The organism is Clavibacter sp. MX14-G9D (genome assembly GCF_032917815.1).
Taxonomy (GTDB): Bacteria; Actinomycetota; Actinomycetes; order Actinomycetales; family Microbacteriaceae; genus Clavibacter; species Clavibacter michiganensis_K.
Genome location: NZ_JAVCVL010000048.1, coordinates 1 through 15,353 on the forward strand (window position 1 = coordinate 1; position 15,353 = coordinate 15,353).

Annotated in this window: 16 protein-coding genes, 1 tRNA gene and 1 pseudogene; 10 read left to right on the forward strand and 8 right to left on the reverse strand. The window is 72.1% G+C overall.

From position 1 onward, the window contains the following. From Q6969_RS06370 to Q6969_RS06380, 3 genes and pseudogenes are all read right to left on the reverse strand, one after another. Nucleotides 1–590 (reverse strand): annotated as a pseudogene (locus Q6969_RS06370) (folate-binding protein); the annotation flags it as partial. Nucleotides 591–600: 10 nt separating this feature from the next. Then, nucleotides 601–1,200 (reverse strand): FABP family protein, encoded by a 600-nt coding sequence (locus Q6969_RS06375; RefSeq protein ID WP_317229688.1) that lies wholly within the window; start codon nucleotides 1,198–1,200, stop codon nucleotides 601–603. A 180-nt stretch (nucleotides 1,201–1,380) separates the two neighbouring features. Continuing rightward, the gene (locus Q6969_RS06380; protein WP_317229689.1) at nucleotides 1,381–1,638 is read right to left on the reverse strand and encodes a hypothetical protein; all 258 of its coding nucleotides are present in this window, start codon (nucleotides 1,636–1,638) and stop codon (nucleotides 1,381–1,383) included. A 53-nt stretch (nucleotides 1,639–1,691) separates the two neighbouring features. On the opposite strand from Q6969_RS06380, the gene Q6969_RS06385 reads away from it, so the two are divergent. From Q6969_RS06385 to Q6969_RS06395, 3 genes are all read left to right on the forward strand, one after another. Beyond that, nucleotides 1,692–2,384: a response regulator transcription factor gene (locus Q6969_RS06385; protein WP_317229690.1), complete on the forward strand. Its 693-nt coding sequence runs from the start codon at nucleotides 1,692–1,694 to the stop codon at nucleotides 2,382–2,384. Further along, complete coding sequence (mshD, locus tag Q6969_RS06390) at nucleotides 2,353–3,267, forward strand: mycothiol synthase (RefSeq protein ID WP_317229691.1); 915 nt, start codon at nucleotides 2,353–2,355, stop codon at nucleotides 3,265–3,267. The genes Q6969_RS06385 and mshD overlap by 32 nt, the downstream gene beginning before the upstream one ends. Nucleotides 3,268–3,360: 93 nt before the next feature. Next, on the forward strand, nucleotides 3,361–5,541 hold the full coding sequence (locus tag Q6969_RS06395; RefSeq protein ID WP_317229692.1) for an RNA degradosome polyphosphate kinase: 2,181 nt from the start codon (nucleotides 3,361–3,363) through the stop codon (nucleotides 5,539–5,541). Here the strand turns inward: Q6969_RS06395 and Q6969_RS16275 are convergent. After that, complete coding sequence (locus Q6969_RS16275; protein WP_396335523.1) at nucleotides 5,498–5,692, reverse strand: pentapeptide repeat-containing protein; 195 nt, start codon at nucleotides 5,690–5,692, stop codon at nucleotides 5,498–5,500. The genes Q6969_RS06395 and Q6969_RS16275 overlap by 44 nt on opposite strands. Between Q6969_RS16275 and Q6969_RS06400 the strand changes: the two genes are divergently transcribed. The 5 genes from Q6969_RS06400 to pstB all read left to right on the forward strand — a co-directional run bounded on the left by Q6969_RS06400 (nucleotide 5,604) and on the right by pstB (nucleotide 10,887). Continuing rightward, nucleotides 5,604–6,554: an NUDIX domain-containing protein gene (locus Q6969_RS06400; RefSeq protein ID WP_317229693.1), complete on the forward strand. Its 951-nt coding sequence runs from the start codon at nucleotides 5,604–5,606 to the stop codon at nucleotides 6,552–6,554. The genes Q6969_RS16275 and Q6969_RS06400 overlap by 89 nt on opposite strands. Nucleotides 6,555–6,766: 212 nt before the next feature. Further along, entirely contained in the window at nucleotides 6,767–7,864 is a 1,098-nt protein-coding gene (locus Q6969_RS06405) for a phosphate ABC transporter substrate-binding protein PstS (protein ID WP_317229694.1), read from the forward strand. A gap of 104 nt (nucleotides 7,865–7,968) precedes the next feature. Beyond that, nucleotides 7,969–8,967, forward strand: coding sequence for a phosphate ABC transporter permease subunit PstC (gene pstC, locus Q6969_RS06410; RefSeq protein ID WP_317229695.1), 999 nt, complete (start codon nucleotides 7,969–7,971; stop codon nucleotides 8,965–8,967). Continuing rightward, nucleotides 8,967–10,067 (forward strand): phosphate ABC transporter permease PstA, encoded by a 1,101-nt coding sequence (gene pstA, locus Q6969_RS06415; protein WP_317229696.1) that lies wholly within the window; start codon nucleotides 8,967–8,969, stop codon nucleotides 10,065–10,067. The genes pstC and pstA overlap by 1 nt, the downstream gene beginning before the upstream one ends. 40 nt (nucleotides 10,068–10,107) lie before the next feature. Then, entirely contained in the window at nucleotides 10,108–10,887 is a 780-nt protein-coding gene (pstB, locus tag Q6969_RS06420) for a phosphate ABC transporter ATP-binding protein PstB (RefSeq protein ID WP_094116528.1), read from the forward strand. A gap of 73 nt (nucleotides 10,888–10,960) precedes the next feature. Here the strand turns inward: pstB and Q6969_RS06425 are convergent, their stop codons facing one another. The 3 genes from Q6969_RS06425 to Q6969_RS06435 form a co-directional block, all read right to left on the reverse strand. Next, nucleotides 10,961–11,812 carry an anti-sigma factor gene (locus Q6969_RS06425; RefSeq protein WP_317229697.1) on the reverse strand — a complete coding sequence of 284 codons (852 nt, stop codon included), beginning with the start codon at nucleotides 11,810–11,812 and terminating at the stop codon, nucleotides 10,961–10,963. Continuing rightward, nucleotides 11,809–12,411, reverse strand: a complete 603-nt coding sequence (locus Q6969_RS06430; RefSeq protein WP_317229698.1) for a sigma-70 family RNA polymerase sigma factor — start codon at nucleotides 12,409–12,411, stop codon at nucleotides 11,809–11,811. The genes Q6969_RS06425 and Q6969_RS06430 overlap by 4 nt, the downstream gene beginning before the upstream one ends. A 551-nt stretch (nucleotides 12,412–12,962) precedes the next feature. Beyond that, nucleotides 12,963–13,595 carry a DNA-directed RNA polymerase subunit beta gene (locus Q6969_RS06435; protein WP_094116531.1) on the reverse strand — a complete coding sequence of 211 codons (633 nt, stop codon included), beginning with the start codon at nucleotides 13,593–13,595 and terminating at the stop codon, nucleotides 12,963–12,965. A 72-nt stretch (nucleotides 13,596–13,667) separates the two neighbouring features. On the opposite strand from Q6969_RS06435, the gene Q6969_RS06440 reads away from it, so the two are divergent. Further along, nucleotides 13,668–13,838 (forward strand): hypothetical protein, encoded by a 171-nt coding sequence (locus tag Q6969_RS06440; protein WP_172407218.1) that lies wholly within the window; start codon nucleotides 13,668–13,670, stop codon nucleotides 13,836–13,838. Nucleotides 13,839–13,874: 36 nt separating this feature from the next. Further along, nucleotides 13,875–13,947: transfer RNA gene (locus Q6969_RS06445), tRNA-Lys, on the forward strand. 54 nt (nucleotides 13,948–14,001) lie between these two features. Here Q6969_RS06445 and Q6969_RS06450 read toward each other — a convergent pair. Further along, the coding region (locus tag Q6969_RS06450; protein ID WP_317229699.1) for a right-handed parallel beta-helix repeat-containing protein at nucleotides 14,002–15,353 on the reverse strand (1,352 nt) is incomplete at its 5' end.

Below are 15,353 nucleotides of genomic sequence, written 5' to 3' on the forward strand. Positions count from 1 at the left end.
AGCTCGGCGCGGGGCACGAGGCGCTCGCTCCAGGTCCAGCCCTCGGCCGGATGCGGCGAGGCGGCCGCGTACTGGTGCCCGCCGGGCACGACGCGCGTCCACGGGTCGCGCCAGACGAGCGGGACGCCGGCGGGCGCCGCGACCGGGAGGTCGGGCTCGCCCAGGGTGCCGACGACGGCGAGCTCGGCGGTGCGGTCGGCCGGTTCCACCCGGAGCATGAAGCGCATGCGCTGCAGATACGCGAGGAGCGCCGCCGCGTCGCCCGCGCCGAGGAGCAGCCACGTCGCGACGCCGTCGTCGAGGACGCCGACGGCATGCTCGAGGCGGCCGTTCTGGTCGAGGAAGAGGGTCTCGGCGGAGTCTCCGGGAGCGAGGCCGCGGAGGGACTGGCTCGTGATGGAGTCGAGCCAGGTGAGGCGGTCCTCCCCCGTCACCGACAGGACGGCCCGGTGCGAGAGGTCGACGATCGCGGTGCCGGCGGCGAGCGCGCGCTGCTCGGACACGAGGGATCCGAGGTGCGCGGGCACGCCGGCATCCGGCCCCTCGGCCGCGACGGCGCCGGGCAGGTCGAGGAACGGCGAGCGGGTCACGGCATCCGGGTCAGTCGACACGCGCGACCCGCCCCGAGGCGTGCGTGCGCAGCGGCTGGCCGAGCGCGGCGATGTCCCACGCCCACAGCAGGTCGCGCTCGACGAGGCCGTAGAGCCGCGTGGCGCCCGTGTAGGCCTTGGCGCCCTCGGTGCGCAGGACCGCGTCGGTGGCGAGGTCGATCCGGGCGCTGCCCACCTGGCCGACGTAGAGCTCGCTCACCCCGCCGGGGTGCACCAGCGCGACCTCGACGTCGAAGCCGCCGTCCGCGTTGCGGAGCGTCTCGACCTCGTCGGCCGTCGTGAACGGCCGCTCGCCGACGGGCGGGAGCATCGCCGGGCCCGGGTCGCCGTCGGTGAGGCGGCGGCGGAGGCGCCAGTACCCGGTCTCCGTGACGAAGGGGACGGGGCCGTCGTCGCCCTCGACCCACGCGTAGGAGGAGTAGTTGAGGTGCGGCAGGCCGTCGTGGCTGAAGCTGATGCGCTGGCCGAACGCACGGCGGACGACCTCGTCACCGACGGCGTACTCGACGACGCCCGTGCCCTCCCAGACGCCGAGCAGCCAGGAGAGGGGGACGAGCTCGGCGGGCAGCCCGGTGGGGATCTCGATCATGCGGCGCGCGGTCAGCGCTGGCCGCGGAAGAGGTTGTACACCACGACGAGCGACACCCAGCCGATGGAGAGGCTCGCCAGGACCAGCAGTCCGGTGAAGAAGAGTTCCAGAGCAAGCAGCGACGACATGGCCTCAATCTACCCCACGGCCGGCCGCCACGGGCCGGCGCGGGCGAGGCGGCTAGGGCAGCGCCAGCAGGACGACCGTGGCCGCCGCCAGCACGAGCACGGCACCGACCACGCTGCCGACGGCGCGGTCGACGAAGCCCGTCTTGCGGGGCAGGGCCAGCTGGATCACGAAGGTCGCGACCACGCACGTGGCGAGCACGAGCGGGAGCCACCGGGGAGCCGCGTCCGGACCGACCGCGACCGCCACCACGACCGCGCCGACGGCGGCGGCCAGCCAGACGGGGACGAGGCTGCGCAGGGGGGAGGTCACCCTGCAATCCTGCCCCACGTATCATGGGGTCAATTCATCCATGGAGGATCCCTGTGGCCCAGCTGTTGATCCTGACCTCGTCCGCGGACACCGACGTGCTCCCGGCGCTCGGGCTCCTCAGCCACCGGACCCGGCACATCCAGGCCGACGCCGCGAGCCTCGTGAACGCCCCCGCCGCCGACCTCGTGCTGGTCGATGCGCGCCGCGACCTCGCGAGCGCCAAGTCGCTGTGCAAGATCCTCACCACCACGGGCGGCGGCACGCCGCTCATCCTCGTGCTGACGGAGGGCGGGCTCACCGCGGTGAGCGCCGACTGGGGCGCGAACGACGTGATCCTCGACTCCGCGGGCCCCGCGGAGGTCGACGCACGCGTGCGGCTCGTCATCGGCCGCGCCGCGCAGGAGCACACGGGCAGCAAGATCCAGGCCTCCGGCGTCGTCATCGACGAGGCCAGCTACTCCGCGAAGGTGCACGGCAAGCCCCTGGACCTCACCTTCAAGGAGTTCGAGCTGCTCCGCTTCTTCGCGAGCCACCCCTCGCGCGTCTTCACCCGCGAGCAGCTGCTCAGCGAGGTGTGGGGCTACGACTACTTCGGCGGCACGCGCACGGTCGACGTGCACGTCCGGCGGCTGCGGGCCAAGCTCGGCGACCTCGAGTCGCTCATCGGCACCGTGCGCAACGTCGGCTACCGCTTCAACGTGTACGAGGAGGACAGTGAGCGCGTTCCCGCCCCCGTCGGAGCCTGACGCCACGGTCGTCGCGCGCGTCGACCCCTCCCCCGACGCCGTCCGCGACGCCCTCGCGCTCGCCGACCGCGCCCGCGCGGCCGACGGCCCGTCGCCGTTCAACGAGCAGACGCGCCTGACCCTCGGCGCCGACGGGGGGCCCGCGCTCCTCGTCCATCGCGGGCCGGACGGGGCGACGGTCGCCGCCGCCGTGGTCGCGCACGGGGACGCCGGCGCCGAGGCGGAGCTCGTCGTGGATCCCGCCCACCGCCGCCGGGGACTCGGCCGGACCCTCCTCGACGCGGTGCTCGCCGAGGCGGGTGCCGCCCCCCTCTCCGTCTGGGCGCACGGCGACCACCCGGGTGCCCGCGCGCTCGCGGAGCGCGCCGGGCTCGACCGGGCGCGCGAGCTCCTGCAGCTGCGCGCGGCGGTGGACGCGGCGCGCACCGGGCTCGGCGAGCGCCCCCTGCCCGCGGGCCTCGCGCTCTCCTCCTTCACCCCGGACGACGCCGACGACTGGGTCGCCCTCAACGCGCGCGCCTTCGCCAGCCACCCCGAGCAGGGCCGCATGACCCGCGGCGACCTGGACGACCGCGTCGCCGAGCCCTGGTTCGACCCGGCGCTGCTGCTGCTCGCGCGGGACGCGGACGGCCGCCTCGCCGGGTTCCACTGGCTCAAGGCGGAGGACGGCCAGGCGGAGGTCTACGTGCTCGGCGTGGATCCCGACCGCGCGGCCCGGGGCCTCGGCTCCGCGCTCCTCGCCGCCGGCCTCGACCTCGTGGCCGCGCGCGGCCACGACGAGGTCGACCTGTACGTGGAGGCGGACAACGCGCCGGCCCTCGCGCTCTACCGCCGGGCCGCCTTCCGCGACGCCGCGGTCGACGTCCAGTACCGCCGCGCCTGATCCCCGTGAGCCCGCCACGGCGGGCCCGTGGCGGTTCACCGTGCGTTCACCTGCCGGAGGGCCAAGCGCACACCGCGATGCCATGATGGGCGGATGGACAGCGAGACGTACATCGGCGATGCGAAGGCGGTCGCCGAATCCCTGGACGACTTCGACGAGGACGAGATCCTCGAGGACGACGGGACCCTCCCCGAGGGGCGCTTCCTCGACCGGGAGCTGAGCTGGCTGGCCTTCAACCGCCGCGTGCTGGAGCTCGCCGAGGACCCGGAGCTGCCGGTCCTCGAGCGCGCCAACTTCCTCGCCATCTTCGCGAGCAACCTCGACGAGTTCTTCATGGTGCGCGTCGCCGGCCTCAAGCGCCGCATCGCCACCGGGCTCGCCGTGCCGACGAACATCGGCCGCACACCGTCCGAGGTGCTCTCCGCCATCAACGAGACCGCGTACCGCCTGCAGGTCCGCCATGCGGCCGCGTTCAACGACAGCGTCCGGCCGGCGCTCGAGGCGGAGGGCATCCGCATCGTCCGCTGGGACTCGCTCGACGAGGCCCACCAGGACCGCCTGCACGAGCTGTTCTCCGAGCAGGTCTTCCCGGTGCTCATGCCGCTCGCGGTGGATCCCGCGCACCCGTTCCCCTACATCTCCGGCCTCTCGCTCAACCTGTCCGTGCGGATCCGGAACCCCAAGACGAACCGCCAGGAGTTCGCGCGCATCAAGGTGCCGCAGATGCTGCCGCGCTTCATGCCGCTCACGCCGGACACCCGCTCGGGCCCGATCGACTTCATCGCGCTCGAGGACCTCATCGCGAACCAGCTCGAGACGCTGTTCCCCGGGATGGAGATCGTCGAGCACCACGTATTCCGCGTCACCCGCAACGAGGACGTGCAGATCGAGGAGGACGAGACCGAGAACCTCATCCAGGCCCTCGAGAAGGAGCTCCTGCGCCGCCGCTTCGGCCCACCCATCCGCCTCGAGATCTCGGACGACATGGACGCGGTCACGCTCGACCTCCTCATGCGCGAGCTCGACATCACCGAGCAGGAGGTGTTCACGCTGCCGTCCCCGCTCGACCTCGGCGGCCTGTTCGACCTCGCCAAGCTCGACCGGCCGGCGCTGCACTACCCGAACAACGTGCCCACGACCGCGGTCGCGCTGAAGCCGGCCGAGGACAACTCGCGCGCCGACATCTTCCGCTCCATCGCGCAGCAGGACATCCTGCTGCACCACCCGTACGAGTCGTTCACGACGAGCGTGCAGGCGTTCCTCGAGCAGGCCGCGGCGGATCCGCACGTGCTCGCCATCAAGCAGACCCTGTACCGCACGAGCGGCGACAGCCCCATCGTCGAGGCGCTCATCGACGCGGCCGAGGCGGGCAAGCAGGTCCTCGCGCTGGTGGAGATCAAGGCGCGCTTCGACGAGCAGGCGAACATCACGTGGGCGCGCAAGCTCGAGAAGGCCGGCGTGCACGTCGTCTACGGCGTCGCGGGGCTGAAGACGCACTGCAAGCTCGCGCTGGTCATCCGCCAGGAGAAGGGCGGGGTGCTGCGCCACTACAGCCACATCGGCACGGGCAACTACAACCCCAAGACGAGCCGCATCTACGAGGACCTCGGGCTCCTCACCGCGGACGACGTGGTGGGCAAGGACCTCACCCGCCTGTTCAACGAGCTCTCCGGGTACGGCATCGAGAAGAAGTTCAAGCGCCTCCTCGTGGCGCCGCTGCACCTCCGGAAGGGCCTGCTGAAGCGCATCGCCGTGGAGACGCAGAACGCGCTGGACGGCAAGCCGAGCGGCATCCGCATCAAGGTGAACTCGATCGTCGACGAGAAGATCATCGACGCCCTGTACCGGGCCAGCAACGCGGGCGTGCCCGTGCAGGTCTGGGTGCGCGGCATCTGCTCGCTGACGCCGGGGCAGCCCGGGCTCAGCGAGAACATCGAGGTGCGGTCCATCCTCGGCCGCTACCTGGAGCACAGCCGCGTCTTCTCGTTCGTCAACGGCGGCGACCAGGCCACCTACATCGGCAGCGCCGACATGATGCACCGCAACCTCGACCGCCGCGTCGAGGCGCTCGTCCGCCTGGTGGATCCCGCGCACCTGCAGGAGATCGAGGACCTCTTCGACCGCGCCATGGCCGACACGACCTCGGCGTGGGTGCTGGACGCGGACGGCGAGTGGACCCGGCGCAACAAGGGCGCCGACGGCACGACGCTCGAGGACCTGCAGACGGCGGTCATGGGCATCGTGGCCAAGCGCAAGCGGCGCGTGCTCCGCTGAGCGACGCTCCGCTGAGCACCGCTCCGCTGAGCACCGCTCCGCTGGGCACCGACCCGGCTAGCGTGGGGGACGTGCCTCCCGCCCCTTCCGTCTTCGCCGCCGGCGCCGTCGTCTGGCGCGTCGTCGACGGCCGGATCCGGGTGCTGATCATCCACCGGACGCGCCGCCGGGACACCTCCCTCCCCAAGGGCAAGGTGGATCCCGGCGAGACGCTCCCGCAGACCGCCGTCCGCGAGGTGCACGAGGAGACGGGTCTGCGGGTCGCGCTCGGCGTCCCGCTCGGCGCCATCGAGTACGGCATCTCCGGCGGGCGCCGGAAGTCGGTGAGCTACTGGGCCGCCGAGGCGACCGACGCCATGGTGCAGGCGGGCAGCTTCCAGCCGGACCACGAGGTCGAGAGCGTCGAGTGGGTCTCGATCCCGAACGCCCGCAAGCGCCTCGACTACCCCGGCGAGATCGACATCCTCGACCTGTTCGCGGGTCTGGTGGAGACCGGATCGCATCGCTCGTTCGCGCTCATCGCGCTGCGGCACGGCCACGCGGTCCAGCCGTACGAGTGGGACGGGGCGGACTCCGGCCGGCCGCTCAGCGCGCGCGGCCGCGACCAGGCCGAGTCCATCGTGCCGACGCTCCTCGCGTTCGGCCCGCGCGTCATCACGAGCAGCACGGCGGAGCGCTGCCTGCAGACGGTGGAGCCGCTCGCGGAGGCCCTCGGCCGCCGCGTGAAGGAGGACGTCGGCATCAGCCAGGACGCCTACGAGACGGACGGCGGATCCGTGCGCGAGACGGTCGCGAAGCGCGTGCGCAAGGCCCGAAGCGCCGTGCTCTGCAGCCACAGCCCGGTGCTGCCGGAGATCCTGCACGAGATCGCGCTCGCCACCGAGACGCCCAGCGCCAGCCGCATGCCGCGGGCGGGGATGCTGTCGCCCGCCGAGTTCTCGGTCGTGCACCTGTCGGCGTCGGACCCGGAGGCAGGCATCCTCGCCGTGGAGACGTACGGCCCGTCGGTCTGAGGCCCGTCGCCCCGATGCGCGCGGCCCGCGGCCGTCGGCGCGGCCCCGACCCACCACCGTGCACCCGGGTGCCGGGGATCGTGGCGATCGGCGCGCTCTGTTCACCTCCCGTTCACCGATATCGGCCGATCCGGTCAAGAGCCCGACATAGCTTCTTCGAGGGGCACGCACCGGCCCCCTCACAGCACGAAATACCCGGAAGGCTCCATCACGTGAAGATCTCGCGTCTCGGCAGCGCAGCAGCGCTCGCCGCCGTCACCGCCCTCGCCCTCTCCTCCTGCGCCGCCAACGAGGCGCCCGCCGAGGGAGGCGACCCGTCGGCGTCCACCCTCGAGGGGACGATCAACGGCATCGGCGCTTCGTCGCAGGGCTCCGCGCAGGAGGCGTGGATCGCCGGCTTCCAGACCGACAACACGGGCGTCAACATCAACTACTCCCCCGACGGCTCCGGCGCCGGACGCGAGGCCTTCATGGCCGGCGGCCAGAACGCCAACTTCGCCGGCTCCGACCGCGCCCTGAAGACGGAGGAGCTCGAGGGCACCTTCGGCCAGTGCGCCGACGGCACCAAGCCGATCGACCTCCCCGCCTACATCTCGCCCATCGCGATGATCTTCCAGATCGACGGCGTCGACGAGCTGAACCTCGACCCGGCCACCGCCGCGGGCATCTTCAAGGGCACCATCACGAAGTGGAACGACCCGGCCATCGTCGCGCTCAACCCCGACGCCACGATGCCCGACGCGGCCATCACGGCCGTGCACCGCTCGGACGACTCGGGCACCACCGAGAACTTCGCGAAGTACCTCAACACCACCGCCGAGAGCGTCTGGGACGCCGAGCCCGCGGGCGTCTGGCCCTACGAGGGCGGCGAGGCGGCCCAGGGCACGTCCGGCGTCGTCGACGCCGTCACCGGCGGCACCAACATCATCGGCTACGCGGACGCCTCGCGCGCCGGCGCGCTCGGCACCGCGAAGATCAAGGTCGGCGACGAGTTCGTCGGCTTCTCCCCGGAGGCCGCCGCGGCCGTCGTCGAGGCATCCCCCGAGGCCGAGGGCCGCGAGGAGAACGACGTCGTCTTCGACCTCGACTACAGCACCACCGAGGCGGGCGTCTACCCGATCGTCCTCGTGAGCTACCTCATCGCCTGCCAGGAGTACAAGGACCCGGCCGTCGGCGAGCTCGTCAAGGCGTACCTCGGCTACGTGACCGGCACCGACGGCCAGTCGGTCGCCGCGGAGAAGGCCGGCGCCGCACCGCTGTCCGAGACCGTCGCCGCGCAGGTCAAGACCGCCGTCGAGTCCATCAAGTAGGACCCTCCGCCCGCCCCCTGACCCGCTCACCCGGGTCAGGGGGCGCTCCCACGGGCGGCCCGCCGCCCCCTGCCCCGCCATCTCGACCGTAGGGAACCCGACCCATGACGACCGCCGCCCCGCAGCCTCCCCAGGCTCCCGAGTCCGATCGGCCGCGCGACGCCGCCGTCCCCCGCAGCAGCCAGGGCGTGAAGGCCAAGGCCCGCCTCGCCGACCGCGTGTTCTCGGGGCTCGCCTCCGGGTCCGGCACGCTCATCCTGGTGATCCTCGCGGCCGTCGCGCTGTTCCTCATCGTCCAGAGCCTCCCGGCCCTCACCGCGCCGCCGGCCGAGGTCTCCGGCGGCGCCGGCTTCTGGGGCTACGTCGGCCCGCTGCTCTTCGGCACCGTCTACGCCGCCGCGCTCGCGATGATCATGGCCGTGCCCGTCGCCGTGGGCATCGCGCTCTTCATCTCGCACTACGCGCCCCGCCGGCTCGCGCAGGGCCTCGGCTACATCATCGACCTGCTGGCCGCGGTGCCCTCCGTCGTGTTCGGGCTCTGGGGCATCACGGTCCTCGCCAAGTTCCTGCAGCCGTTCTACGCGTTCCTGACGGACGCCTTCGGCTGGTTCCCGCTGTTCGCGGGGCCGGTCTCCGGCACCGGCCGGACCATCTTCACGGTCGCCGTCGTGCTCGCCGTCATGATCCTGCCGATCGTCACCGCGCTCTGCCGCGAGGTCTTCCTGCAGACCCCGAAGCTGCACGAGGAGGCCGCGCTCGCCCTGGGCGCGACGCGCTGGGAGATGATCCAGACCGCCGTGCTCCCGTTCGGCCGCCCCGGCATCATCTCGGCCTCCATGCTCGGCCTCGGCCGCGCGCTCGGCGAGACGATGGCCGTCGCCATCGTGCTCTCCCCGGCCGCCGTCGTGAACTTCGCGTGGTTCCAGTCGACGAACTCCAACACCGTCGCCGCGAACATCGCGCTGAGCTTCCCCGAGGCGTACGGCCTCAAGATCAACGAGCTGATCGCCTCCGGCCTCATGCTCTTCATCATCACGCTGGCCGTGAACATGCTGGCCCGCTACATCATCAGCCGCCGCAAGGCCTTCTCCGGAGCGAACTAATGGCGACGACAGCCCCCTCCCGTACGCGTCCCGTCGCGAGCGCGCTCCCCAACTCGCTCACCGCGGGCAAGCTGCACCGCTTCACGGCCCCCGCGATCTTCCTCGTGTCCTGGCTCGTGGTGGCCGCCGTGTTCCTGGTGCTCGTCCTCTCGGGCGCCGCCGAGCAGTTCAACCTCGTGGGCACCGCCGTGTTCGGCACCCTCCTGTTCGGCGTCGCGCTCTTCTGCATCTCGCTGGCGGTGGAGGGCGAGCGGAAGGCCAAGGACCGGGTCATCACGATCCTCGTGACCGTCGCCTTCGTGCTCGCGCTCATCCCGCTGGTCTCGCTCGTCGTCACCGCCGTCACGAACGGCTCCGGCCGCTTCGACCCGATGTTCTTCAACTCCAGCCTCCGCAACGTCGTGGGCGCGGGCGGCGGCGGTCTCCACGCGATCATGGGCACCCTGATCATCACGGCCATCGCCGCGGTCATCTCCATCCCCGTGGGGCTCATGACGGCCATCTACCTGGTCGAGTACGGCCGCGGGCGCCTCGCGCGGGCCATCACCTTCTTCGTGGACGTCATGACGGGCATCCCGTCCATCGTGGCGGGCCTCTTCGCCTACGCGCTGCTCGTGCTCTTCCTCGGGCCGGGCGTGCGGATGGGCTTCGGCGGCGCGCTGGCGCTGTCGGTGCTGATGATCCCCGTGGTCGTGCGCAGCGCCGAGGAGATGCTGAAGCTGGTGCCCAACGAGCTCCGCGAGGCGTCCTACGCGCTCGGCGTGCCGAAGTGGCTGACGGTCGTCAAGATCGTGCTGCCCACGTCCCTCGCCGGCATCGTGACGGGCGTCATGCTCGCCATCGCCCGCGTCATCGGAGAGACCGCGCCGCTGCTCATCGTCGCCGGCTTCACCCAGGGCATGAACTACAACCCCTTCAAGGACCAGATGATGACCCTGCCGGTCTTCGTCTTCCGGCAGTACGCCGACCAGGGCGCCGACGCGGCCGCCTACGTCGAGCGGGCATGGACGGGCGCGCTGGTGCTCATCCTCATCGTGATGGCGCTGAACATCGTCGCCCGCATGATCGCCCGCGTCTTCGCCCCCAAGCTCGGCCGCTAGCGCCCGCTCCCCCGGCCACGAACCCGAACAGAGGAACCCCTTGTCCAAGAGCATCGAAGTCAACGACCTGAACGTCTACTACGGGAAGTTCAAGGCCGTCGAGGACGTCAACCTGCGCATCGAGCCGCGCACCGTCACCGCCTTCATCGGCCCGTCCGGCTGCGGCAAGTCCACCTTCCTCCGCACGCTGAACCGCATGCACGAGGTGATCCCCGGGGCGTACGTGGAGGGCGAGGTGCTGGTCGACGGCAACGACCTCTACGGCCCCGGAGTCGACCCGGTGCTCGTGCGCCGCCAGGTCGGCATGGTGTTCCAGCGGCCGAACCCGTTCCCCACCATGTCGATCCGCGACAACGTGCTCGCCGGCGTGAAGCTCAACAACCGCAAGATCTCGAAGTCGGACGCCGACGCCCTCGTGGAGCAGTCGCTCATGGGCGCGAACCTCTGGAACGAGGTCAAGGACCGCCTGGCGCTCCCCGGCTCCGGCCTCTCCGGCGGGCAGCAGCAGCGCCTCTGCATCGCGCGCGCCATCGCCGTCCAGCCGGATGTGGTGCTGATGGACGAGCCCTGCTCGGCGCTCGACCCCATCTCGACGCTCGCCATCGAGGACCTCATCGAGGAGCTCAAGGCGCAGTACACGATCGTCATCGTGACCCACAACATGCAGCAGGCCAGCCGCGTCTCGGACCGCACCGCGTTCTTCAACATCGCGGGCACGGGCAAGCCGGGCAAGCTCATCGAGTACGACGACACCAACACGATCTTCTCCAAGCCCAGCGTGCAGGCCACCGAGGACTACGTCTCCGGCCGCTTCGGCTGATCCGCCGACCGCATGACGACGGCCCCGCATCCTCCAGGAGGATGCGGGGCCGTCGTCATGCGCGGGCCGCGCGTCAGGTGCTCGTGACCGCCACGATGGGTTCGGTCGTGGGCAGCTCGGATCCGCCCTCGGGCTCGACCGTGATGGCCACCGTGTCGCCCGGGGTGTACCGGCCCTCGAGGACCGCCTGACCGGCGCCGCCCTCCTCGGGCAGCACTCCCGCCGAGACGGGACCCGACGCGCCGACGTACCAGAGCTGGTGGACGCGGCCCTCGGGCAGCGGGGCGGCGTCGTCGAGCTCGATCGCGGTCCGCCCCTCGGCAGCCGAGAAGTAGACCGTGGCGGTGCCGCCGCCCATGACGTCGCGCGTGTCGACCACGACGTCGGATGCCGTGGTCACCCGGTCGAACGCGGACGCGACGGGCGCCTGCGACGAACCGGGACCGCCGAGGCCCGTGCCCACGACCACGCCGCCGATCACGAGGACCACGGCCGCGGCGGCGACGCCGATGAGGGCGCCGGGCTTGCGGAACCAGCGCTGGGAGGCGCGGGACGACGCGGAGCCGAGCCGCTCGCGCGGAGCGGACGACGTCGACGCGGACGGCGCCGTCGGGATCGCTGCCGGTCGGAGCTCGGTGACGGGCGCGGGAGCCCGCTCCTCGCTCGGCCCGACCGCCGGCGCCCCGAGGGGCGGCAGCTGCGGCGTCGCGTCGAGCATGGCCATGAGGTCGGACTTGAGACGCGGGGAGGGCTCCACCGGCTCGGTGGTCCAGGCGAGGTCGGCCGCGGTCTCCCGCAGCTCGTCGACCTCGGCGCGCAACGCGGGATCGCGCTCGAGGAGCGCCTCGAAGGCGGCCGCCTCGTCGGCGTCCACCGCGCCGAGCGCGTAGGCGGCCGTCAGGTCGCGGAGGTCGTCGTCGGTCATGACGCCACCCCCATCTCATCGCGCAGGCGGATCATGCCGTCGCGCAGCCGGGTCTTCACGGTGCCGATGGGGACGTCGAGCATGGACGCGACCTCGCTGTGGCTGTAGCCGCCGTAGTACGCGAGGGAGACGGCCTGGCGCTGGATCTCTGTGAGCTTCGTCATCGCCTTCTTCACCCTCTCGTGCTCGATGCTGATCTCGACGGTCTCGGAGACCTGGTCGTAGCCGTTCTCGTGGTCGCGGATGCCGATGCGGACATCACGATCGCGGCTCGACTGGGAGGCGCGCACGCGGTCGACCGCTCGGCGGTGGGCCATGGTGAGGACCCACGTGGTCGCTGCGCCCTTGGACGGGTCGAAGCGGGAAGCGGACTGCCAGATCTCGAGGAAGATCTCCTGCGTGACCTCCTCCGACTGCGCGTGGTCGACGAGCAGGCGTCGGACGAGTCCGAGGACGCGGGGGGCGAGCTGGTCGTAGAGCTCCGAGAAGGCGCGCCGGTCGCCGAGGGCGACACGGCCGAGGAGGGACTCCTTCGACTCGGGGTCCGCCGACCCTGGCAGGTCGGGACGCTCGATCGATGAAGGCACGAGCCCCAGCATCCCAGACCCGCCTGCGTTCCGCATGCAGGCAGGGCGGGGCCCGGCGAGCTGAGGTGGATCTGCGGGGAGGACATGTGCTTCTTCCGGTCGGGGTTCGAGTGGTGCGGAGTCGGGTGCGCGGGCGGTGCGTGACACCGCATCGGCCGGATCCCGCGGCGCGAGACATCTGGGATGGCCGGGCGGCCTGCCGCGCGGGCAGGACCCGGCCGATGCGGGTCGCACCCTCGCGGGTGACGTGTGCGAGGCGGGTGAACGCCTCACGATGACTCTTCGGCGCGGAGTGCGTCACGGTTTGGTCACAGGCCGCGGGGATCAGACCGGCCGTCGGATGCTCGGCCGCTCGCGTGGGGGCCGTCCTCCAGGAGGAGGGGAAGGGAGTCAGGAGCCGGGCCGCAGAACGCCTCTCGGCGCGAGGCCGCTCGGAGCGGCGAATATTGGAGCCCGGGGTTACTGCGGCCCGACCTCGTCCACTGTAACCGAGTCCGCGCGGAGTGTCAGCCCGGGGATCCCGCTCACAGCGAACGGCCGGATGCCGTCGCGGGCGGCGGGCCTCAGTCGAGCCGCTCGCTCCTCCAGAGGCGCGCGCACTGGACGAGGTCGGCGGCCATCTGCGAGAGGCGCAGGGCGCGCGTCGTGAGCTCGCCGGCGCGCTCCGGCGAGGCCGTGGCGTCGAGGTCGTCCGCGACGCTCGTGGCGCCGAGGGCGGCGAGGCGGCTGAACGCGCCCGCGCGGTCGAGGGCCACGGCGAAGTCGCCGGTGAAGAGCCCGCGGAGGATGCTGTCGGCGAGCTCCACGATCTCCGCGGGACCGGTCGGCGCGGTGGCGCCCGCGACCACGGGGTCGATCGTGGTGGCGACCTCGGTCCCGCGCTGGTAGAGCAGGCTGATGCCGTCGGGATCCTGGCGGATGAGGGCGCGCATCAGGTAGAGCCGCCACAGCGCGCCCGGCAGGCTCCGGGGGCTCGCGCGCGACCACAGCTCCGCGACCGCGTCGATGCCGTGCTCGTCGGTGTAGGCGATGAGGCGCTCGACCACCGCCGGGTCCGGATCCGCCCGGACGCGCGCCAGCAGCGCCGACGCGGTCTCGTGCGCCACGCGGCTGATCGTGGCGGGGTCCTCGCCGCCGAGCATGCTCTCGAACTTGGACCCGGAGAACTTGGTGGGCTTGTGGTATTCGCCGGACATCCCGGCAAGCGTACGCCGCCCCGGGCGGCTCGGCCCCGGCTCCCGCCCGGGCGGCGGCCGTAGGCTCGGGGCATGAGATTCGTGTACGGCCTCGTGGCCCTGTGGCTCGTCCTCGTGATCCTCGGCTTCGTCGTCAAGGCGCTGGCCTGGCTCGTCGGGGTCGGGGTGTTCCTGGTGGTGGTCACGATCGTCGCGGGCGCGGTGGTCCGCCGCGGGTCATCCCGCGACGTCGACCGGCTCTGAGGACGCCCCCGCCCATCCCGTAGCATCGGAGACCACGGGCCTCTAGCTCAGTTGGTAGAGCAAGGGACTTTTAATCCCTGGGTCGTCGGTTCGAGCCCGACGGGGCCCACCCCCACCTCCGACCCCGGCCGCCTCGACCGGGCGAACCCGTCGTCCGGACCGGTCAGGCGACCGGGACGACCTCCGCGGCCTGCGCCGGCGTCGGAGTCGGAGTGGGCGTCGGGGTCGGGGTCGGCGTCGGAGTGGGCGTCGGCACCACCGGCGGGGTCAGCAGGCGGCCGAAGGCGTCGATGGTGCGGACGCCGGCGTCGGACACGACCTTCTCGAAGGGCGTGTCGGGGTTGTTCGGCAGCGAGGGGCGCTCCACCCGGGTGTCCCGCGCGAACGCGCCCACCACCACGACCTTCTGCGTCGGGTACTTCGAGGGGGTCATGAACATCGTGCCGCGGCCGACCAGCGTGTCGACGGCCCGGCGGGTGCCCTGGTCGACCAGCCCGACGCCGATGCCGTGGGCGCCGAGGTCGCCGCCCGTGACGATGTTGTAGCCCACGACCGTGGCCCCGACTCCCGCGCCGATCTCCATCTGGTAGCCGCCGGGGCCCGAGTTGCCCTCGAGGCGGATCCCGTTGACGCCCAGCTCGGACACCATCGACGAGGTGTTGCTCGTGGGGATCGCGAGGAAGCCGCGCGCGGCCTTGTTGCCGGCGCCGCAGCCGATGATGCGCGTGTTCTCGAAGCGCGCGTTCGTCGGGGCGATGCGGATGCCGCCCGCCACGCAGTTCACGATCTCCGTGTCGCGCATCACGATGTCGATGGCGTTCACCCCGTCGCAGTCGATGCCCCAGGTGCCCGCCGTGATGACCCGCAGCCCCTCGATGACGTTCGCGTACGAGTACTCGTCGTTCGCCGCGGTGAAGTTGGTGCGCGCGAAGTAGACGCCCGCGCCGCCGGTCGCGTTCAGCTCGATGTCGGTGATGCGGCAGTGCAGCAGCGAGCGCAGGTACAGCCCGTGGCGTCCCGTGCGCGTGCCCGAGATGCTGAAGCCGCTCAGCGTGACCGTGGCCTTGTTGTTCGCCGCGGGTCCGGAGTCCGCGCCGATCTTGCCCTGGACCTTGAGCACGTCGCCCGTGGACCCCGCGATCTGGCGGATGGTCGTGACACGGCGCCCGTAGCCCTCGATGGAGATGGCGGGGTAGCCGTACGGTGCACCCGACAGGGGCTGCTTCGGCCAGATCGCGCTGGAGTAGTCGATGCCGGTGGACGAGACGCGGATCTCACCGGGCGGGAGGATCCCCCGGCCGCCGGTCTTCTGCAGCGCGGCGAAGAAGGCGTTCATGGCCTTCGTGTGGTCCGCGGCGGATGGCACGAAGCCGAACTGCTCGGGGTAGTAGACGCGCGACTGGTCGCCGACGACGGCAGCCGAGGCCGGGGTCGCGACGAGCGGCGCGGCGGCGACCGCGGCGCCCGCGGTGGCGCCGACGGCGGCGAGGATCACGGCGCGGCGGTGGAGGAAGG